This is a genomic window from Flavivirga amylovorans (assembly GCF_030540875.1).
Taxonomy (GTDB): domain Bacteria; phylum Bacteroidota; class Bacteroidia; order Flavobacteriales; family Flavobacteriaceae; genus Flavivirga; species Flavivirga amylovorans.
Genome location: NZ_JAUOEM010000001.1, coordinates 232850 through 255019 on the forward strand (window position 1 = coordinate 232850; position 22170 = coordinate 255019).

19 protein-coding genes are annotated in these 22170 nt (G+C 31.4%); 13 read left to right on the forward strand and 6 right to left on the reverse strand.

Annotation, left to right across the window (positions count from 1 at the left end; all coding sequences use genetic code 11):
• Window positions 1–329: 329 nt before the first annotated feature.
• Genes Q4Q39_RS00840 through Q4Q39_RS00855 form a run of 4 tightly spaced genes read left to right on the forward strand, consistent with a single transcriptional unit; the run spans window position 330 to window position 6733 of the window.
• The gene (locus tag Q4Q39_RS00840) at window positions 330–3131 is read left to right on the forward strand and encodes a T9SS type B sorting domain-containing protein (RefSeq protein ID WP_303280479.1); all 2802 of its coding nucleotides are present in this window, start codon (window positions 330–332) and stop codon (window positions 3129–3131) included.
• Between the two features lie 14 nt (window positions 3132–3145).
• Window positions 3146–4057, forward strand: coding sequence for a PorP/SprF family type IX secretion system membrane protein (locus tag Q4Q39_RS00845; RefSeq protein ID WP_303280480.1), 912 nt, complete (start codon window positions 3146–3148; stop codon window positions 4055–4057).
• Between the two features lies 1 nt (window position 4058).
• Window positions 4059–6086, forward strand: a complete 2028-nt coding sequence (locus Q4Q39_RS00850; protein ID WP_303280481.1) for an OmpA family protein — start codon at window positions 4059–4061, stop codon at window positions 6084–6086.
• Between the two features lie 11 nt (window positions 6087–6097).
• Window positions 6098–6733 carry an HAD family hydrolase gene (locus tag Q4Q39_RS00855; RefSeq protein ID WP_303280482.1) on the forward strand — a complete coding sequence of 212 codons (636 nt, stop codon included), beginning with the start codon at window positions 6098–6100 and terminating at the stop codon, window positions 6731–6733.
• A gap of 29 nt (window positions 6734–6762) precedes the next feature.
• Here Q4Q39_RS00855 and Q4Q39_RS00860 read toward each other — a convergent pair whose 3' ends face one another.
• Both Q4Q39_RS00860 and Q4Q39_RS00865 read right to left on the reverse strand, forming a co-directional pair.
• Window positions 6763–7317 carry a GNAT family N-acetyltransferase gene (locus Q4Q39_RS00860; protein WP_303280483.1) on the reverse strand — a complete coding sequence of 185 codons (555 nt, stop codon included), beginning with the start codon at window positions 7315–7317 and terminating at the stop codon, window positions 6763–6765.
• Window positions 7318–7481: 164 nt separating this feature from the next.
• Window positions 7482–8393, reverse strand: coding sequence for a DUF6268 family outer membrane beta-barrel protein (locus Q4Q39_RS00865; protein WP_303280484.1), 912 nt, complete (start codon window positions 8391–8393; stop codon window positions 7482–7484).
• A 350-nt stretch (window positions 8394–8743) separates the two neighbouring features.
• Here Q4Q39_RS00865 and Q4Q39_RS00870 point away from each other — a divergent pair, with 350 nt between their 5' ends.
• From Q4Q39_RS00870 to Q4Q39_RS00890, 5 genes are all read left to right on the forward strand, one after another.
• Window positions 8744–9340 carry a SprT-like domain-containing protein gene (locus tag Q4Q39_RS00870; protein ID WP_303280485.1) on the forward strand — a complete coding sequence of 199 codons (597 nt, stop codon included), beginning with the start codon at window positions 8744–8746 and terminating at the stop codon, window positions 9338–9340.
• A 100-nt stretch (window positions 9341–9440) separates the two neighbouring features.
• Entirely contained in the window at window positions 9441–10520 is a 1080-nt protein-coding gene (locus Q4Q39_RS00875) for a mannose-1-phosphate guanylyltransferase (protein ID WP_303280486.1), read from the forward strand.
• Between the two features lie 9 nt (window positions 10521–10529).
• Window positions 10530–12002 carry a DUF389 domain-containing protein gene (locus tag Q4Q39_RS00880; protein WP_303280487.1) on the forward strand — a complete coding sequence of 491 codons (1473 nt, stop codon included), beginning with the start codon at window positions 10530–10532 and terminating at the stop codon, window positions 12000–12002.
• 2 nt (window positions 12003–12004) lie between these two features.
• Window positions 12005–12406: an RDD family protein gene (locus Q4Q39_RS00885; protein WP_303280488.1), complete on the forward strand. Its 402-nt coding sequence runs from the start codon at window positions 12005–12007 to the stop codon at window positions 12404–12406.
• A gap of 38 nt (window positions 12407–12444) precedes the next feature.
• Complete coding sequence (locus Q4Q39_RS00890) at window positions 12445–13338, forward strand: YncE family protein (RefSeq protein ID WP_303280489.1); 894 nt, start codon at window positions 12445–12447, stop codon at window positions 13336–13338.
• Between the two features lie 271 nt (window positions 13339–13609).
• Here the strand turns inward: Q4Q39_RS00890 and Q4Q39_RS00895 are convergent, their stop codons facing one another.
• A complete protein-coding gene (locus tag Q4Q39_RS00895) occupies window positions 13610–14377 on the reverse strand; it encodes an ABC transporter ATP-binding protein (RefSeq protein ID WP_303280490.1) in 768 nt (255 codons plus the stop codon).
• A complete protein-coding gene (locus Q4Q39_RS00900; RefSeq protein ID WP_303280491.1) occupies window positions 14374–15114 on the reverse strand; it encodes an MlaE family ABC transporter permease in 741 nt (246 codons plus the stop codon). Before Q4Q39_RS00900 ends, Q4Q39_RS00895 begins: the two co-directional genes overlap by 4 nt.
• A 109-nt stretch (window positions 15115–15223) precedes the next feature.
• Between Q4Q39_RS00900 and pafA the strand changes: the two genes are divergently transcribed.
• Both pafA and Q4Q39_RS00910 read left to right on the forward strand, forming a co-directional pair.
• The gene (gene pafA, locus Q4Q39_RS00905) at window positions 15224–16888 is read left to right on the forward strand and encodes an alkaline phosphatase PafA (protein ID WP_303280492.1); all 1665 of its coding nucleotides are present in this window, start codon (window positions 15224–15226) and stop codon (window positions 16886–16888) included.
• 2 nt (window positions 16889–16890) lie between these two features.
• Window positions 16891–17700: a DNA/RNA non-specific endonuclease gene (locus tag Q4Q39_RS00910; RefSeq protein ID WP_303280493.1), complete on the forward strand. Its 810-nt coding sequence runs from the start codon at window positions 16891–16893 to the stop codon at window positions 17698–17700.
• A 71-nt stretch (window positions 17701–17771) separates the two neighbouring features.
• Here Q4Q39_RS00910 and Q4Q39_RS00915 read toward each other — a convergent pair whose 3' ends face one another.
• Window positions 17772–18620, reverse strand: a complete 849-nt coding sequence (locus tag Q4Q39_RS00915) for a glycosyltransferase family 2 protein (protein ID WP_303280494.1) — start codon at window positions 18618–18620, stop codon at window positions 17772–17774.
• A 47-nt stretch (window positions 18621–18667) separates the two neighbouring features.
• Between Q4Q39_RS00915 and Q4Q39_RS00920 the strand changes: the two genes are divergently transcribed.
• A complete protein-coding gene (locus tag Q4Q39_RS00920) occupies window positions 18668–19552 on the forward strand; it encodes a glycosyltransferase family 2 protein (RefSeq protein ID WP_303280495.1) in 885 nt (294 codons plus the stop codon).
• Window positions 19549–21012 (forward strand): lipopolysaccharide biosynthesis protein, encoded by a 1464-nt coding sequence (locus tag Q4Q39_RS00925; RefSeq protein ID WP_303280496.1) that lies wholly within the window; start codon window positions 19549–19551, stop codon window positions 21010–21012. Before Q4Q39_RS00920 ends, Q4Q39_RS00925 begins: the two co-directional genes overlap by 4 nt.
• 8 nt (window positions 21013–21020) lie before the next feature.
• Here Q4Q39_RS00925 and Q4Q39_RS00930 read toward each other — a convergent pair whose 3' ends face one another.
• Window positions 21021–22079, reverse strand: coding sequence for a 3-oxoacyl-ACP synthase III family protein (locus Q4Q39_RS00930; protein ID WP_303280497.1), 1059 nt, complete (start codon window positions 22077–22079; stop codon window positions 21021–21023).
• Window positions 22080–22170 lie beyond the last annotated feature (91 nt).

Sequence of the window (22170 nt, forward strand, 5' to 3'; positions counted from 1 at the left end):
TAATAATTATAAAAATTAAAATACATATCTGTGATTTTTTATAAAAACCCATTTATTAAATCTACTATAATATGTTTAGATATTTAAGTAGTATAGATGATATTTCCGCATCTCTTTTTCTTATAAATTAATATACTTTAATTAAGTATAAACGATTTTATTTAGTCCTGTTTGCATTCTGTATAACCATTTTTTGGAACTTTTTGATAGCTGTGTTTTTTCATCCTTAAGAAGAATGTTAAATATTTATTTACACGCCTAATTTTAATTACTTATCTGCCTATTAGTTCTTTAGAATATTTATCTTGCAGTAAATTTTTACCTGCAGAATGTTTAAAAAAATACTATGTTTCGTTGTAATAATTTCTTCCATAACGAAAATTCAAGCCCAGTGTACTCCAGATGAAAAAACGATTACCATTTGTGATATGACCATTATAGATGGAGATGCTAATGGAGATGCAGATGGTATTATTAATCTATTTACTAGATATAATGCCCTTCCAGGTGTTACTCCTGTAGACGCTTCAATGGGAACTTGGTTTGATCCAAATTTTAATTTTGCCTTAGATGGATCAGGTGACTTACATTTATGGGATTTAGATCAATCTTCAGAAGCAGAAACAGACCATCAATTTCACTTTTTAAGTGCTGCGTCTGGATGTCCTGATAATATTCTTATAAGATTTAATGTGATTGTAGGACCCTTTTCTGGTAATGCTTTTCCACCTAATGCTAATAATGTCAATATACAGATTTGTGATTCAGGATCTACTCCAAGAGATAGATGTGATTCTACTGTAGATATAGATCTTTTTCAAGCTTTAGACCCGATTCCAAGCCCGCATCTTAATGGTACTTGGGTTTATAATGGTGGAGGTTCTGGGTTTATTAGATTAGAGGGATCTAATTTAACAGTTACGATACCGTATACACCAGGGCCTCCTAGGGTTGATGAACAAGTTTTTCGATTCACTTATATAGTTCCCGGTATAGCCCCATGTAGTACAGAAGCAAGAACAAATGTTAACGTTTCTGTTGTAAGAAAAGTTTTTTCAGGGTATTCAAAAAATCAACGTATTTGTGAAGATGTTATTAAAAGTGGTAGATATGATGTAGATATAGATTTAAGGAATGATGAATTTTTGGCGCTTGAAGATATAGATGGTACTTGGAGAGGAAGTGGTTTTGGTCAAGTAACAAACCCAGTAGACTCAAGAATAAATATTAAAGATATTTATGATCAAATAATAGCTAGAGATGGTGTTAAGTTTGGATGTGCCCAAGTTAATTATGAATATTCAGTAGAACAACGTTCAGGAGTTTGTGCAGATACAACGTCTGTAGTTAGTTTTAAAATTTATGAAGACTTAAGACCGTTTAGTCAAAGTGGGACTTTACCATCATATTGTGTAGATGACCCTAATCAATCGCCTACAATAAATTTATATAATGAACTGGAGTTTACAACCGAGAATGCTATTCTATTTGATTATAATAGAGATGCATGGACTAATTGGAGGCATGTTTCTGGACCTTCAGATTTGGGTCTTATATCTAATGGAAATCTTCCATCTCCGCAAGCAGGATATTCTTCATCAGGAACGGTTAGCTTGTTAAACGCACCACCAGGAGATTATGTCTTTGAATATGTTGTTTATCCCGAGTATAATTGTTGGCCAGATAACTTTCAAGTGCTTGATTATTCTTCTGGTTATTGTAATACAACACCTAATACGACACTTCCTTGTCGCGAGGAACGCGCACGGGTAAGGTTTACAATTCATCCTAAACACTATGCGGGAGAAGATACGGAAGGGTTATTGTTTTGCGAAATAGATCCGACTATAGCAGCACCTTTAGATTTATTTACTTTGTTGACTACGAATGGTGTTGAAGATATTTATCAAGGACCAGAAGGTAGATGGGTAGATTTAAATACAGGAAACCTCATAACAAATCCATTCACTGTACCCCAAATTAACAATCAACAAACGTTTAATTTTGAATATATAACAAGAACTGTTAATAATTGTGAAGATAGAGCAAGATTGTCTTTTACTGTCTTCGAAGAATACCAATCGGGAGTAGGGTTGCCTATAAGGGATGTATGTGACAATAATGTGCCATTTGATTTATTTGACGATTTAATGGGGAATCCTAATACTAATGGAACCTGGACAGGGCCTAATGGGTATACATCTGCATCTCATAATGCCACATTTACACCAGGAGTTTCAGATGAAGGAGACTATATTTACACCGTTCCTGATAATATTGATGTGTCTTCAGGAACGATCATGTGCTCAGGAAATTCAGCAACTATTACGGTTGTAAATCATCAAAGCCCAAGTGCAGGAACAGGAGGAGATTATTTTGTATGTCGTTCAGATTTACAAATAGATTTGGTAGATTATTTGGGTGCTTCGGCGAATTCAGGAGGCGTTTTTAGAAATTTAGATACGACCGATTTATTAACCGGCAGCTTGTTAGACGTATCACAATTAGCTGCAGGAACACATAATTTTCAATATGAAATTCAAGGTCATGTTTCATGTAATTTATCTACATCACTAATTTCAATAACCATAGTAGAAGTTCTTAGTCCAAATGCAACAGATCAGATATTTTGTGCTAGTGTTGGAGCAACAGTTTTAGATCTTGTAGCCGCAAATGGAACGAGCTTTAATTGGTATGATACTATTGATGATACAACGCCTTTATCAATAGGAACTGTTTTAATTCATGGGGAAGACTATTTTGTTGCAGCTGTCGATTCAGAAGGGTGTGAGTCTCCCAGAATAGGGATAACAGTCGAACTTTTACCTCTTAATCATAAAGATTGTGTTAGCTGTTTTAAAGATGGTATTTCTGTTAATGGAGATGATGAAAACGATGAGTTTGATTTATGTGGCTTACCAAATGTATTTCCAAACTTCGAATTAAACATTTACAATAGGTTTGGTTCCATTGTTTATAAAGGAAATAGAAACACACCACTTTTTGAGGGAAAATCTAATGTGTCTTTAACGATCGGAGACGAATTACCATCTGGAGTTTATTTTTATGTATTCGATCCAAAAGATGGAGTAACAGACCCTATTCAAGGAAACTTTTATTTAAGTAGATAATGAGTCATTTTATAATGAAGATTAAAATAGTAATAGTATTCATAATATGTGGTTTATCTGCATACGCGCAACAAGAACCTCAGTATACGCAGTATATGTATAACATGGGTTTGGTAAATCCGGGTTATATGATAAATGAACCTAGTATCATACAAGTTGGAAGTTTGTATCGTACGCAATGGGTTGGTATAGATGGGGCTCCGAAAACTGCCAATTTGTTTGCAAATATTCCTTTAAGCGAAAAGATTGAGTTAGGTGTAAACTATTTAAATGATAATATTGGAGGCAATATAAACCTTAGTGAAAATGTATTTAATATAAATACAGCATATAAAATTAATATTAAGAAAGATTTGAACTTGTCCTTTGGAATAAAAATGGGGTTCGATCACATAAATTTTAGTAGTTTAGGTAGTAATGTTAGTGGAGATCCTTTGTTTGAAAACACCAATAAAACGGTCATCAATGTTGGTGCGGGTGTCTTTTTATTTAACGATAATTATTATGTTGGATTGTCATCACCAAATCTTATTCCAAGCGATTTAAATGTGAATAGTGGCGTATTATACAAAGATAAGCCACATGCGTTTTTAATTGGAGGCTATGTATTTGATATTAACAGTGCACTTAAATTAAAACCATCTACAGTTGTTAAATATGTTACGGGAGCACCTTTGTCATTTGATGTATCCGCAAATGCTCTTTATCTTAATGCCTTTGAGTTGGGCATATCGTACCGATATCAAGATGCTATTTCTGGATTGGCGGGTGTTAATATTACACCAAATTTAAGAGTTGGATATGCATACGATTTTAATACTAGCGAATTAAATAATTATAATAATGGAAGTCATGAATTTATACTACTCTATAAGTTTGATGTGTTAGGTTTAAATAAAAAATATTCATCCCCAAGATTTTATTAACATGATTAAGAAAATTACTTTCATTATAATAAGTCTATTCTTTATACAAGTATCATTTGGGCAAAAGAAAACAAGAGCTGATCGTTTTTTTGAAAAAGGAGATTATATTAATGCTGCCAAATATTATGAAGAAGAAATAAAAAAAGAACGTCATAAAAAAGCTATAGAAAATATAGCTGTTTGCTATTACAGTATATTCGAATACCGTCTCGCATCAAGATATTTAAAGCAATTAGTAAACGGGAAATACGGTGAGAAAGATAAAACATACGACAACCAATATAACTTCAAGTTGTATCAGGTACTATCAGCTTTAGGAGACTATGAAACAGGATTATATTATTTTAAACGTTATAAAGAAAATATGTCAACTTCTTTAGACACGTCAGAATCTATTGAAATTATAGAAACATTTAAATTAAAAACCCCAGATTATAAGATTAAAAAGAGTCCATTTAATTCTGATGCATCCGATTTTGGAGCTATAAAATTTAATGATACGGTTTACTTTACTTCCGATAGGGATAATAAAAAACTCTTAAGAAAGAAATACAAATGGACACATCAATCTTTTCTCGATATTTATGCCGTAAAAGTGGATGAAAATAATGATACCATAGGAGCTATTAAATCACTTCCAAAAACCATAAACTCTAAATTGCATGAAGGTAATTTCTGTCTTACAAGTGATGGAAATACGCTTTATATTTCAAGAAGTAATTATACAGACGGAAAGAAAGAGTTTAACGAACAGTCTAACAATAACATTCATTTATATAAAACGACTCGAACTCATGGTAAATGGGGCAAATTAGAAAAATTGCCATTCAATAAAAACGGATTTTCTTATCAACACCCTGCTTTGAGCCCAGATGAAAAGAAACTCTATTTTTCATCAGATATGGAAGGTGGCTATGGTAGTTTTGATTTGTATTATGTAAGTATTGAAGTTGATGGAACGTTTGATGAACCAGTTAATTTAGGAGCAACTATTAATACCGAAAACAGAGAACATTTTCCATTCATATCACAAGAAGGTAATCTGTTTTTCGCATCTAATGGTCATTTGGGACTAGGGATGTTAGATAACTTTGTTTCAGAACGTATTAATGGTACGTTTACTAAGCCTATTAATTTAGGAGCACCGATCAATTCAAGATACGACGATTTCAGTCTAAACTATCACAATACCAAAGAAGGATTCTTTTCTACAAATAGAAATAAGAAGAATGATGAGATTTTTAAATTTAAACAAACAGGAGAAATTTTTATAAGAGAATATATTAATAGGTTTGAGGTAAGAGATATTGAAACGAAAGAATATATTCCAAATACAGCAGTTGTCTTAAAAGATAAAAAGGGTGTTGAGAAATATGTAAATACCTTAGATTCTTTAGCGTTTTTCAATATTAATTTATTGGCGAATAGTTATGAGTTTTCGGCTAATAATGAAGCCTATACTCCTAACAAATTAAACATAACGGTTGTTGAAAAACAAGATCAACTGCATGTGCTGTATTTAAAGAAAATCCCGCCACCGCCACCATTAGATCCTGTTGAAGTATTAATTGTAGAAAAGAAAATTGATAAAAAATTAAAAGAAGAAGATCCTAAACGATTTGAATTGTTAACCGACGTTGAAGGACCTCCAGTTATTGAGAAAGATGGCAAATTATTTTTCCAATTAGAACCCATTTATTTTAATTTTGACATGTGGAATATCAGAGCAGATTCTAAAAAAATATTGGATGAATTGGCCGCTAAATTAGAACGCTACCCAAATATTTATTTAAAGATAAGTTCGCATACAGATAGTAGGGGAACCGTACGCTACAATCAGATTTTATCGGAAAGACGAGCAGAATCGACAAGAAATTATCTGGCATTAGAAGGATTTATTAATGCACGTCGAATGAAATTTCAAGGTTTTGGGGAATTAGAACCCATAGTTCCATGTCCTATGTTAGAATGTACTGAAGAAGAGCATCAGTTAAACAGACGTAGCGAATTTGAGATCGTTAAGTATTAGAAAGTTTATTTATGAGTAAATATAAATGTGTTATTTTCGATTGTGATGGTGTCCTAATCGATAGCGAGGCTATTGCTGTTGGTACTATGGTTGATATGGCAAATGATTTAGGAGCAAACATCAAAAAAGAAGGAGCCGTTGCTCAATTTAAAGGAAAATCGTTTAGCCTCTGTATGGATACTATTTCAAACCGAATAGGGAGGGCGTTACCAGAAACCTTTGAAGAAGATTATAGAGTAAAAAGTTTTGAAGCTTTTAAAAGAGATATAAAACCCATTGAAGGTATTAAAAAGGTGTTGGAAAACTTAGAATTACCTTTTTGTACAGCATCAAGTGGTCCAGAAAATAAAATCCGACTTAATTTAGGACTCACAGGTTTATTACCATTTTTTGAAGACAATATTTTTAGTTGTTATACCATCAAAAAATGGAAACCAGATCCAGATGTATTTTTATGGGCAGCAGAAACGATGGGGTTTAAACCAAGCGAATGTGTGGTTATTGAAGATAGCTTGTCTGGAGTTCAAGCAGCCAAAAATGGAGGTTTTGATGTGTTTGGATTTACGGCACACGATTATAATAATGAGTTAGAAAGTGAAGCTACTAATGTGTTTGGTAGTATGCATGAGCTTTTGAAGATGTTGTGATGTTTTTAGCGTTCGTTTAGCAATTAATTTTATACAGCGTACATTGGTTTTATTTTATTCCACTCAGTTTTTTCAATTCTGTAAATATTTACTTTATTCTCGTTATATTCAGTCATTTTACTGACTTTCATTCCATTTTTAATAGCGACCCTTTCAGATGGTTTGTTTGAAAGACTTATGATTGATATTATTGAATTAGATAAGTTGTTTTCAAAAGCATAGTCTCTACACTTTTTTGCTGATTCGGTCGCAAAACCTTTATTCCAAAATTCAGGCAAGAGTGAATATGCTATTTCTAGCTCAGATATTTTGTCAACGCTTTGAATTAAAAGCCCACAATGTCCAATTAATTTTCCCGATTCTTTTTCAATTAAAGCATTCATGCCACCTAAATTGTTTTCGTAACGAAAAAATTGTTTTTTATACCATTTTTCACATTCAATTTCAGGGCTTTCTAATTCTGAAATCCAATGAAGAGAAGTCTTAGGGCTTTTATGAAATTTCAACCAATCATTAAAATCAGATGCTCTTATCTTTCTGAATAAGATTCGTTCAGTTTCTTGATTTTTAAGCAGGTATTTCATTCGTTCTTCAACTTGTGTAAAAATATTTTACATTGAATGTTAAACGAAGTTATTCAATTTTTCTAATAAAATCAATGGTTGCATAAAGCTCGAGTAACAAAAAAAGTAGAGATGTGTTTGTGCTTTTGTTTATAGCCCATGATTAAGAGTAAAGAATGTTTTTTTTATTTTAATATTCTTAAACCAACATTAAAAAAGAATGTATCGTCAACATTTAAATCGAGCTCTGTATTTAATTGATCATCTTGAATTTTTATAATATTTCTTACAGTAAATCCAGTACTAGTATTTAAATAAAGGTCTCCGAAGAGTTTAAATTGAAATTCAGGACCAATAGTTATTCTTGAGTAAGAGATTCTGTTTAAATCAATTGTAGAAGGCATGTTATCAAAGTCAACATTATACAAGTTACCATAAATTGCTGCTTTTATCCCTATTCTAGACTTTTCATTGATATTATAAAATTGTGAAACATAAGAAGGAATTACGGCCAAGGTCAACCATTTATTTTTTTTGTAGGTCAAATTTATTAAAGGGAATAATGTAAAATTGCCAAATCGGTTAGTATAGGTAAATCCAAATCCGTACTGAAAGTTTTCGTTTGCTCGTTTCAAGGCTAATGCAGAAAGTTGTAATATAAAATCGTCAGTACTCAAAGATTCATTAAAGTCACCAGAGATTGTAGGGGCAAGATTAAAAATCAGTTTCCACTTTTTAGATAAGATATTTATTAAACCTACAGAGTATCCTATAGAATGATAAGTCTCTTGAATATTCAAATTTGAAGATTCTATTGTAGTATGGTAATTAAACAATGAATAATTTATTCCATTTAATAGATAGGTTTTACGCTCTTTTAGTGGAATAACTACTTGAAAAGACGTTTTCCATTCATTAATTTCAACTTCTCCTTTTCCAGTTTCTGTATTAAAATTTGATTTTGGATAATGAAAATAATCGCTTGTAAATAATGGGAATTTTACTAATCTTTTTTGAAGTGTGGTATCTATAGAGGTTTCTTGAGTGTGAGCGATATAATTAAATAAAGTAAAAATTATCAATATTTTAATTCTCATTGATTTTCTAATTTAAGTTGGCTAAAAATTTTGTTGTGAGGGAATTAAAGATTCACGAACGGCAGATTTTCAGAAGGAAAATAAGAAGTTAGCAAACAAGGGATAACCCTTTATTTAAAAGGTAAAAGTAGTATTTTTTATCCATTTTGGATACCCTTACTTTATTTCCTAAAGGTTTTTATTACAAATTATTTTGAGCGTTTAAAACTGGTCAAACATTGATTTATTACTGAAAGCGTTATGATTCGTCTTATTTATCTTTTGCTAATAGCCGTTTCGGGTGTTTTAATTTTCTTTTTTTGACAGAAAACGTTTGATAAAGAAAGTATAAAACCGTTATTTTTGTTTTAATGCAAAATATGCTTAAAAATTATATTCCGGAAATAGCATTGTCTCAAGTTTTAAAACTTTTAGAGGATGATAACTTAGTAGTAAAAATTAAAAACGAACGTAAAACACGTCATGGCGATTATAAGCGATTACCACATGGGAAGCACCAAATAACTATTAATTCCAATTTGAATATGTATCGGTTTTTAATTACACTAATACATGAGATTGCTCATTTTGAAGCATACAAAGCTTATGGGAAGTTTATAAAACCACATGGCATAGAATGGAAACGTACATTTCAGCACTTAATGTTACCATTTTTAAATCCAGAGATTTTTCCAAATCATTTACTGCCATTACTGGCAAATCATTTTAGAAATCCAAAGGCGAGTAGCGATACCGATGTTAATTTAGCGTTAGCATTGAAACAGTTTGATGAGCCTAACGATAAAACTTATATTTTTGAAGTACCTACAGGCAGTACTTTTGAGTTGTATAATGGTAAAGTATTTAAAATGGGACGAAAACGTGTAAAACGTTTTGAATGTGTGGAGGTAAACACAGGCAGAGTTTATTTGTTTAATCCTAATGCAGAGGTTAGCTTAATAGATTAAGTTAATGTAAGCTTGCTTACTGATAGTAGTTAAGGTAAGTGCAAGAAAAATTGTATCTTTTTCGAACCTAATTAAAAATTTAATTATTAGATAAAAATAAATGAATAAAAATTATTACGCCATTTTGATGGCAGGTGGTGTTGGTTCTAGGTTTTGGCCAGTAAGTACGCAAGATTTCCCTAAACAATTTCACGATATGTTAGGTAGTGGAGATACGTTAATTCAGAAAACGTTCCATCGATTGGCAAAATTAATACCTGAGGAAAATATTTTTATTTTAACGAACGAACGTTATAATGATCTCGTATTCGAACAATTACCAAGTGTTACAAAACGCCAAGTCGTTTTAGAACCTGCCATGAGAAATACAGCACCTTGTATTTTGTATGCATCATTAAAAATCCAAAAAGAAAACCCGAATGCTGTTATGATTGTGGCGCCCAGTGATCATTGGATTGAGGATGAAAATGCTTTTACTAATAATGTGAAACAAGCGTTCTATTTTTGCTCTGAAAATAATGCGCTAATGACTTTGGGTATTCAACCTACATTTCCTAACACAGGATATGGGTATATTGAATATGATAAGACTTCTACAGAAGAAATAAAACCAGTTAACCAGTTTAAAGAAAAACCTGTTTACGAAATAGCAAAGCAGTATATTGAACAAGGTAATTTTTTATGGAACGCAGGAATTTTTATGTGGAGTGTACAAAGTGTTATTGAAGCTTTTAAAAGTAATCAACCAGAACTATTTACACTATTCGAAAATGGTAAGGATGCTTATAATACAGATCTTGAAGAAGATTTCATTCGAAATAATTATGGCAAAGCAGAAAATATCTCGGTTGACTATGCTATTATGGAAAAATCTAGCAATGTTTATGTAATCGCTGCAGAATTTGATTGGAATGATCTAGGTACATGGGGAAGTTTATATGATAAGTTGGATAAGGATACTAGCAAAAATGCGGTAGTCAATGCCAGAACATTATCAGAGGACGCTTCAGGAAATATGATTCGTACTAAAAGTAATAAAATTGTAGTTGTTGATGGCTTGAAAGACTACATTATTGTAGATAAAGATGAGGTTTTGCTTATCTTTCCTAAGACAAAAGAGCAAGATATTAAAAAAGTACTCCAAAAAGTGAAGGATAAGTTTGGAGAACATTATGGGTAAAATATAATTATGAGTGAAGAAAGTAAATTCAATTTTTCTGATGAGGAGACGAATCAGGATAAAGCGGTTGAACAATCAAAAGAAGCCGTAAAAAAAGATGCTAAAGGGTTATTTCAAAGTATAAAAACGTTCTTTAGTGAACTACTTGACTTTAGAGATGATACCGATAGGGATGCGACTATTGAGGCTATAAAAAAAGATATCCCATTTAAGGGAGCTACGGCATGGATTTTAATTTGCTCAATCTTTGTGGCTTCTGTTGGCTTAAATGCAAATTCTACTGCTGTCGTTATCGGTGCGATGTTAATTTCTCCATTAATGGGGCCTATCCTTGGAGTAGGACTTTCTATTGCCATTAACGATATTGACACCCTAAGAAAATCCTTAGTAAACTTAGCAACGATGATTGTTTTAAGTTTATTAACGGCGTATTTGTTTTTTAAGTTTTTTCCAACAGCAGATTTAGTTACAAATGAGCTTTTTGGTCGTACAAAACCAGATGTTAGAGATGTTCTTATAGCCTTTTTTGGAGGTTTGGCATTAATTATTGCCCGTACCAAAAAAGGAACTATTGCTTCAGTTATTTTTGGGGTTGCAATTGCTACGGCTTTAATGCCTCCTTTATGTACAGCAGGTTATGGATTAGCTCACAATTGGGATTATTTTGTAGGAGCCATGTATTTGTTTACTATCAATACCATTTTTATAGCACTGGCTACATTTATAGTGTTGAAAGTGCTGCGTTTTCCAATGCTGAAATATGCTAACTCTAAAAAGAGAAAGCGTATAGCACAACTTGCATCCATATTAGCAATATTAGTTATGGCACCTGCTATATGGACGTTTGTTGATTTTATAAAATTAAGTGGTTTTGAAAATGATTATAATAATTTTGTTAAGGACGAGATTACATCTAATCCAGAGTTATGGTTTCAAAATGGGACATTAAATACTGATGATAAAAAAATAACGCTTTATTTCAATGGGGAAATATTGGATGCAACTGAAGCGGATTTAAGAAATGAATTAAAACGTTATGAAAAGATTAAAGAATTTGATCTTGAAATAAATGGAAATAAAAACAGAAGTTTTGATAAAATATCTGATGCTTATGATAGGGCTATTAAAGAATTAGACAGTAAGGATAATGTTATTTCTGGGTTGCAAAAACAAATTGCAGGTTTGCAAGTTGAAATTACAGAATTAAATAAACAAATAGAAAGTAATACGTCCCAAAAGAATTCAGTATCATTTACTAATTTATCACGAGATGCAAAAGTAAGGTTTAGCGATTTACAATATTTTAGTTATGCGAAAATGCTTGAATCTAAAGATTTTATTAAGATTGATACCATAGCTGTGGCCCATATAAAATGGAGAAAATCTTTAAAAGACAGTTCCCTTTTAATAAAGGAAAGAGAACTTAGTAAATGGATGAAACAAAAACTGAAATTAGATACTTTGGTACTTAAAAGAAATTAATTATGGAAGATAAGTATGCAAAGATTTTTTCAAGAGTTAAAGCAGCAACTATTGATGGGATTGTAATTATTGTTTTAATGTATTCGGTTACCGAAGTTTTAAATTTATTTGATGAGGTTCCTAATTATATTAGAATTTCCGTTTTTGCATGTCTCTTCTTAATTTACGAACCAATCCTTATTTCTTTTTATGGAGCAACAGTCGGTCACTTTTTTAGTGATATTATGGTTAAAAGAGAAGGTAACGAGCAAAGAAATGTGCACTTTTCAAAAGCAATAATTCGATTTATTTGTAAGTTTTTATTGGGATGGATTTCACTTCTTACTGTTAGCGGAAATGAAAAAGGAAAGGCGATTCATGATCATGTAAGTGGCTCTGTAGTTTTGAAGTATAAGGCGATTTAAAGCGGTGATTAGTTTTTAAATTTTAAATATAAAGTATAATGAAAAAGCAAGTTTTAGGAATCTTTTTAGTGATTCTATTATTAGGAGTTTCATGTAAACAAAAAAAAGAAACGCTACCAAATAAGGCTGTCAAAGAAAATTTAAAAAAAACACCAACTTTGAGTTTAGTCTGGGAAACAGATACACTTCTAACGACTAGTGAATCTACCTTATATAGTAAAGCATTAAAGACCATTTTTGTTGCAAATGTTAATCAATCTCCGTGGGAAAAAGATAATAATGGCTTTATATCGACTATAGATACAAAAGGAAATATCATAGAATTAAAATGGATAGAAGGGTTAAGTGGTCCTAAAGGTATGGGAATTTTTGAAGACAAATTATACGTAAATGACATCGATAGAATTGTAGAAATAGATATCAAAGAACAAAAAATAATTAACACTTATACTGTCGAAGGAGAGCCGCAATTAAATGATATTACAGTAAGCACAGAAGGAGTTGTATATGCATCAGGATCAAATACCAATTCGATTTATGTTTTAAAGCGTGGAGAAATTAGTATTCTTAATATGGGTAAAGAAGGGAGATTAAATGGCTTACTAGATCAAAAAGAAGATATATTCTTTGCAGATTCCGGAAGACAATGTTTTGGAGTTTATAATCTTAATTCAAATACGTCTAAAGTGCTTACCGAAGGTATTGGTCATGGAGATGGTATTGTAAGATTAAAGAATGGTGATTTTATTGTATCCGATTGGAAAGGACAAGTTTTTTATATTGATTCAAATAATTGGCAAAAAACATTGTTGCTCGATACACGAGAGGATAATATTTACGCGGCTGATATCGATTATATTCCAGAAACACAAATGTTACTTGTTCCAACATTTTTTCATAACAATGTTATGAGTTACAAGCTCAATTTGTGATTTTTAATAGAAAATAATAAGTATGATGAAGAAAAGTGGAAAATAAATTCTTCCCGCTTTTCCTTTCATCACTTAAGCTAATTTAGCGTGAATCTTGCTTAAGAAGTTCAGGATGTCACTTCGTGAAATTCTGGAAGAGTTTTGTATCGAGAAGCATTTTTATTGGAAATTTATATGTTTTCGATACAATTTTTTTCATAATACTATAGTTTAAAGTGAGCAATATTTAGTGCATTGCTATTTAATCTATATTATGAAAATCCAATTTTAATTACTGCTTCTCCTCTATATACATTTGACGAACTTTTTTCATAAGCTCAGAAGAATATACAAAGTCAGTAACTACTTCATTATCTGTTTTGAAAATGGTTTTATTAGAACCTTCCCAGGCTTTTAATCCATCTTTTAAGAACACGATTTTTTCACCAATTTCCATCACAGAATTCATATCGTGTGAATTAATTACAGTTGTAATTTGGTATTCATCTGTAATCTCTTGGATAAGGTTATCTATAACGATAGCCGTTTTAGGATCTAATCCAGAATTTGGCTCATCACAAAACAAATATTTAGGATTGTTTACTATAGCTCTGGCAATAGCAACTCTTTTTTGCATACCTCCAGAGGCTTCACTAGGCATCTTATTATGAGCGTTGTCTAGATTAACGCGCTTTAAAACAAAGTCTACACGGTCTTCCATTTCGCTTTTACTTTGATCCGCAAACATTTGTAGTGGAAACATAACATTCTCTGCTATTGTCATTGAATCAAATAAAGCACTTCCTTGAAATACCATGCCAATTTCGGCACGTAGATTTCGTTTTTCATCTTCGGTTAATTGCGAGAATATTTTTCCATCATAAGCAATAGAGCCTTCTTCATAATTAAACAAACCAAGTAAACATTTAAGGAAAACGGTTTTTCCAGAACCACTCTGACCAATTATAAGGTTTGTTTTTCCTTTTTCAAAGTTTGTGCTAATGCCTTTTAAAACTTCAACACCACTAAATGATTTATGTAAATTTTTCACTTCTATCATGAGCCTAACATCATATCAGTTAATATATAATTTATGAGTATTATTACAACCGATGTCCAAACAAAAGACGTTGTACTTGCTTTACCTACTTCAAGTGCACCACCTTTCATATAATAACCATGAAAAGAGGGAATTGTAGCAAGAAGAAATGCAAATACAAACGTTTTTATAAAAGAATAGATTATATGAAAAGCTTCAAAATCAGTTTGGATTCCTAAAACATAGTCTTCTAATGATGTGTAACCTCCAAATACACAGGCTGCCATACCTCCAAGAATGCCTAAGAACATGCCTATTGCAATAGCAAAAGGGTAAAGAAATAGTGCGATTGTTTTTGGTAAAACCAGATAATTTAAAGAGTTTATACCCATAACTTCTAAAGCATCTATTTGCTCAGTAACGCGCATGGTACCTATACTGGATGTTATAAAAGAACCAACTTTTCCAGCCATTATTATGGACGTGAAAGTTGGGGCAAATTCTAGTATAATAGATTGTTTGGTAGCAAATCCGACCAAATATTTAGGAATAAGAGGATTGTTTATGTTTAGAGCGGTTTGAATTGTTATAACACCGCCAACAAAGAATGATATAAATGCTATAATACCAAGCGAACCTATGATTAAGTCATCAATATCTTTAAATATCAACTTTTTCATCACAGACCATTTAGTTGGCTTGCGAAACATCTCAACAATCATTAAAAAATATGCACCAATATTATGAAGGTATGTCATATGAAAATTTGTTAATGCTAAAGTAAAAAAAAGTTAATGGTATTTAACCTTAATTTTAAATTTTGATGTTTTAAAAACTGTATTTTTGAATTGTAAAAACAAAATCATTATGTTAAAAAATATATTTTCGCTTGTTTTCGTTTTCTTTTTTTGCATGTCCAGTAAGGCGCAAAGTGTTTCAAATGACAACTTAGTAGTTAAAGATGTAATAAAAACTAATCCAAAATTAGTTGTAGGCATTGTAGTAGACCAAATGCGATATGATTATCTAACACGCTTTTATAATAAATTTGGTCAAGGCGGTTTTAAACGTATGATAAATGAAGGTTTTAATTGTAAAAACAATCATTTTAATTATATCCCAACTTATACAGGGCCAGGGCATACATCGGTTTATACTGGTACAACACCAAAATATCATGGCATTATTGGTAATAATTGGTACGATAAAGAAATTAAAGAAATGGTGTATTGCGCTGGAGATCGTTCTGTTCAATCCGTTGGAACCAAAAGTACAGCAGGCAAGATGTCTCCTCACAGGATGAAAACATCAACATTTACCGATGAGAATAGATTGTTTACTCAAATGAGAGGTAAGACCATTGGTATTTCTATTAAAGACAGAGGTGCTATTTTACCGGCAGGTCATACGGCGAATGCAGCTTATTGGTTTCATGGGAAGGATAAAGGTCATTGGATATCCAGTTCGTTTTATATGAACGATTTACCAAAATGGGTAAAAGATTTTAATAGATCTGATGCAGCTGAATCTTATTTTAAAGTTTGGAATACTTTATATGATATCGATTCGTACGTAGAGAGTGGAAGTGATTTAAATTCATTTGAAGGTGGGTTTAAAGGAAAAGAAACAGCAACATTTCCTTATGACTTAAAGGCGTTAAAAAAAGAAAATGGAGGCTTTGATATTTTAAAGTCTACTGCTTATGGAAATAGTTTAACTACAGATTTCGCTTTAGCAGCATTAGATGGAGAACAATTAGGAGAAGATGCCATCACGGATGTTTTAACAGTTAGTTATTCTAGTACAGATTATATAGGGCATAATTTTGGAGTAAACTCAAAAGAAATTGAAGATACTTATCTGCGTTTAGATAAAGATTTAGAAAGACTATTTACTATTCTTGATACCAAAGTAGGGAAAGGAATGTATACTGTGTTTTTAACTGCAGATCATGGTGCAGTAGATGTACCTTCATATTTACAATCTGTTAAAATTCCTGCTGGGTATTTAAAGAACTCCGAACGCAAAGAAAAATTCCAAAAATTCCTAAAAGATACCTATGGAACAACAGATATTCTGGAAAACATTAGTAATAATCAGATTTTCTTAAATAGGGAGAAAATTAAAGCGTTAGGATTAAATTTAAGTGATGTTCAAGAAGCGATTGTGAATGAACAAATAACATATAAAAATATTTCAAAGGGCTATACAGCAACAACGATGAGTTCTACTGATTTTACTACCGGAATAGAAGAACTATTACAAAATGGATTTAATCAAAAAAGATCAGGAGATATATTATTAGTAAATGATCCAGCCTATATTTCCTATGGAAAAACGGGATCTACGCATGGTAGTGGTTTGAATTATGATACTCATGTACCGCTTTTGTTTTTTGGTAAAGGGATAAAGAAAGGTCAGACTTTTCAAAAAACAGTAATAACAGATATTGCACCCACGATGTCTGCACTTTTAAGTATTAGTTTTCCAAACGGAGCAACTGGCCAACCATTAGAGTTTGTTTTAGATTAGTTATGAATAAAAAGACTATTTATTCGCTAATAGCAATTCTTATTGTTTTTGGAATATACGGCTATGAGCATTTTTTAGAGGAAGAAGAAACGGTCGAAATTGTTGAAACTGGTAAAGAAGCTAAAGATAATACGAATGAATATTTCTTGCCAACTACTACAACAGGTCAAATAATTCATCATGAAGGATATTCATTGTCTTATAGTGAACCACACGAACAAGCAGAATGGGTTGCTTATGAATTAAAAAAAGCCCATTTATCAAACAGCAATTTTAAACGCCCTTATTTTGAAATTGATAAAGCAGTAAAAACGGGTGCAGCACATTGGAGAAGCTACAAGAACTCTGGATACGATCGTGGACATCTATGTCCGGCTGGAGATAGGCGATATAGCAAAATGGCTCATGATGAAACATTTTTAACAAGTAATATTAGTCCACAAGAGCATGAGTTTAATTCTGGTATTTGGAATAAACTGGAACAGAAAGTGCGCTATTGGGCCAATAAATACGATGGAGTTTTTGTAGTTACAGGGGGTGTTTTAAAAGGGCAGATGAATACTATAGGTGATGACGAAGTATCAGTTCCAAATCAGTTTTATAAAGTGTTAATCGACAATAATTTTGGTAAAACAAAAATGATAGCATTTTTAATGCCTCATAAAGAATCGAAAGCACCATTATACGAATTTGTTGTTTCTGTAGATACTATTGAAACTTTAACAGGTATAGATTTCTTTCCCCAATTAGATGATACTTTAGAAACTCAACTTGAATCTTCGAGTAGTTATAAAGGTTGGAGCTTTAATTGAAACAAACGTTTATTCAGAATGAAGTGAATAATCTTTTTGCAATGAGATGCTTCGATTATAGTTATGACATTTTATTTAAACTTACTTAGAATCCCTTTCCAACGTAAATTACGAATAAATATACCTTCTTGTTCTGATACCAAATATGAAACTTTACTTTTTTTAGCTTTTAAATAGCCGGATATGTAATTTCTAAATAAAGTAAAACTCCCTTTTTTATAGGCTAGTTTTATAGCTGAAATTAGAGTAATTGTAAACCCATAACGCATTTTGTACATGGCTTCTCCTTGTAAATATTTTGAAGCTTTATTATAACTGACACCAGTTGGTTTTAGGTGTTTTACTTTTAAAGAGTCATCAGTTAAAATATCCCAATTATAAAATTTGGCCAGTAACTCATCTACAGTATCCCAGCCCATGGAAGGTTTCAGCTTGCCTATTTGAAGAAAACATGCTTTTCTATAGGCTTTTAATGCACCACGAATATGATCTTTTCGTGTTAAGTTTTCTAAAATCCAATTATTATTCTTTTCTATATAGCAGAAGCCCGAAACCATACCTAGTTTTTCATTTTTATTGTAATGATTAGATAATTGTTCTAAATAATTATTTGGAAAAATGAGATCAGCATCAAACTTGCAAATCACATCGTAGTTATCATCTAAGATCTCATAACCTTTATAAAAGGCATTAATAATCTTAGAGCCTGGTAAATGCTTATCAGATGATTTAGAATTTATTAAATGAATCCAATCGTGTTTTTTTGCATACCCTTCAACAATATTCTGGGTCTTGTCTGTAGAATTATCATTTACTACCACGAGACGTTTTGGTTTTAAAGATTGCTTAACCAAAGAGTCTAAAGTAGCCCCAATAGAGCTTTGCTCGTTATGGGCAGGAATGATTATGTAAAAATTCATAGATCTAGCTAATTAACTTACAAATATCTTTATTTTTGTTTTGTAATATGGGTATTTTTGAAAAAAACATTTTTGTTGTCATTGTTTCCTATAACGGAGAAAAGTGGCTTGTTAAAAATTTAGAAAGTTTAAAACAATCGCTATTTCCTATTAAAACGATTGTAATTGACAATAGTTCTTCAGATAATACGGTTGAGATCGTAAAATCATTTTCCGATGTACAATTAATTTTAAGTGAAAAGAACCTCGGGTTTGGAAAAGCTAATAATTTAGGAATTAAAGAGGCATTAGAACAAGGTGCCGATTATGTCTTTCTTCTAAATCAAGATACGTGGGTGTATCCAGAAACTATCGGAAATTTAATTAGAGTTGCTGAGCTTGATGAAAATTATGGGATTTTAAGTCCACTTCATTTTTCAAGAGATGAAAATGTATTAGATGAAAATTTTGAAACTTATTGGAACAGAAAGACTAATGCTATTTCAGAAAACGTAGATGAAGTCCCTTTTGTAAATGCAGCAGCATGGTTAATTTCTAAGCAAGTCATTGAAAAAGTGGGATACTTTGAACCTATGTTTAACCACTATGGTGAAGATCGAAATTATGTAGATAGAGTACAATATCATCGTTATAAAACTGTCATTGTAAAAGATGCAAAAATTTGTCATGACAGGGATATTATAAGAAACTTTAACAAAGACAGTATTCAATCTAAATATAAGATACTAGGAGACGTCTTAAATGTTAATTATTCCTTGTTCGTAGCCTATTTAAAGGGTTTTCGGTCGGTTTTTGGCTTGCCAAAATATTTTTATAAATATTATACGTTGCCTCAAGTAATACAATTATTTTTTAAATTAAGTACCTATTATTTAGTATTGAAGGTGAAGGCCTTTAGTATTATAAAAAAACGAGGAGGATATAAAACATGAAAAATACGAGTGAACAAAAGCAAGTATTTTGGTTTACAATAATTAATTATTTGGGTATAGCCATTGGTGTTATTTCCACGGTTTTTATATACCCCAAAGACAAGGAGTTTCTAGGGATTTTCGGTTACATTTATGCCATTGCAGGATTATTATTTCCAGTAATGATATTTGGTGCAGGTCAAGCATTAATTAATTTTTACCCAACAGTTAGTAACACTAATCAAAGACAGTTATTCAAATATGGTATAGCCACAATATTTGTGATAAGTAGTGTTCTTTTTTTTGGGGTGCTAATAGTAGGCACTTTTTTTACGATAGAAAATTATAAATATGTGTTTTATGCTTTTCCTATAGGAATATCATTAGCATTTATCGAGTTATTTAAACGTCAAGCAACCAATCTTAATAAACTATCCATACCTACCTTATTTGAAAAGATCATACCCAAAATAGCATTGCCAACAGTCTTTATTTTACTACTGTCAGGTTTCTTTGAAGTTGAAGAAGCCTTAGTTGCTCTTATTATTTCTTATTTTATCCTTTTAGGCTGTTTATCTATATATGTTTTTAAACATTATAAAATTAGTTTAGACTTTCGTTTTAAATCACTTTTTTCACAAATACCTAAGAAGGAATATTATAGATATAGTTTTTTTGCTTTTTTAGGGAGTTTTGGATCTTTTTTAGCGTTTCGTCTAGATGCGCTAATGATTCCCGAATTTCTTTCTTTTGAAGCCAATGGAACATATCGTATTGGCGTTACTTTAGCTTCAGTAATAGCCATTCCGGCAACAGGAGTATTTTCAATTTATGCACCATTAGTTTCTAAATATATAAAGAATCAAGATATTGATATGCTAGGCACAAAGTATGTTGAAAACGCTAAACTCCTATTTTTTGTTGGTGCCATTTTATATGGAGCCATTGTTTTAGGTATAGACTCGTTTTTTGAATTATTACCAACGTATGATAAGTTAGTTGATACGATACCTATTATCTTTATACTGGGAGCTAATGTTTTATTTAATATGTCTACAGGTTTTAGTTCTGAAATTATTTCATATTCTAAGTACTATAGGACTAATATTATTTTAATTTTAATTTTAGTTGTTTTAAATATTGGATTGAATTTATACGTCTTAATCCTAACAGATTATGGAATAATAGGCGTGGCTTGGGCTTCATTTATTGCGATGGCAGTTTTTAACCTATTCAAGATATTTTATATTTATAAGAAATTTAAAATATTACCTTTTGATAAAGCGTACTTTAATTTATTTTTAATAACTCTTTTTGTAGGTATGGTTTTTTATTGGATACCAGAAATGCAGAATAATATTGTTAGCATATTAGTAAAGTCATGCGCATTTATTTTGGCAATGGTTTACATTGTTTTTAAACTTAAGTTAATCTATTCGTTGAATTATTGGATAGATAAAATTTTTAGAACTATAAGGTAGGGCAATTATTAATGCTTATAAACAATGGCATTTATGTTCATGCCTGCTCCAACACTTGCAAAAATAATGACATCACCTTTGCTTATCGTTTGGTTTGCTATATCACCTTTTAGTATCATATCATATAAAGTAGGAACAGTTGCAACACTTGAATTGCCTAGTTTGCCAATGGTCATAGGCATAATACTTTCTGGCATCTCTAAGTTGTGTAATTTATAGAAACGTTTTACTATAGCTTCATCCATTTTTTCATTAGCTTGATGGATGAGTATTTTTTTTACGTCTTTAATATCAACACCGCTTTTTTCAAGGCATGACTTCATGGCTAAAGGCACATTATTTAATGCAAACTCATAAATCTTTCTGCCATACATTTTTATGTATCGACGCTTTTCATCTATTTCATGGTTATTGGTTTCACCAAAATAAATAAAATGAGATTCATTTAAGGTAAAAGTTGCTGTCTCATGAGCAATAATACCGCCTGTCTCGTTTGTGTTTTCAATAACTACAGCCCCAGCACCATCACTATAAATCATGGAATCTCTATCATGTTTATCTATTATACGAGATAGGGTTTCTGCTCCAATAACCAGACACTTTTTAGCAATGCCAGATTTTATAAAAGCATTTGCTTGAATAACACCTTCTATCCATCCTGGACAACCAAATAAAAGATCATACCCAACACATTTTGAATTTTCAATTTTTAAAAGATGTTTTACTCTGGAAGCTATACTTGGCACCGTGTCACTTTGCTCAGTGTTGTATTTAACATCACCATAATTATGAGCAACAATAATATAATCTAAATCCTCTTTGTTGATTTTTGCATTTTCAATAGATTTTTCGGCAGCAAAGAAGGCAATATCAGATGTGTTTAGGTCAGGTTTAGCATAACGCCTTTCGTTGATACCAGTTATAGCTTTAAACTTTTCAACAATAACTTCATTTGGAGAATTGATTATTGAACCATCACTATTTAAAAATTCATGTTCATAGAAATCCTCATTCTTTTCAATAGTTTCCGGAATATAACTTCCTGTTCCCGTAATCTTAATATTCATGAGAGAAAAATTTGCCCTTAATTGTTTCTTGGTATTAGTAATCGATACAAGTTACTTGTTTTAAATTAAAGGCAAATTTTGTTTTATTTTA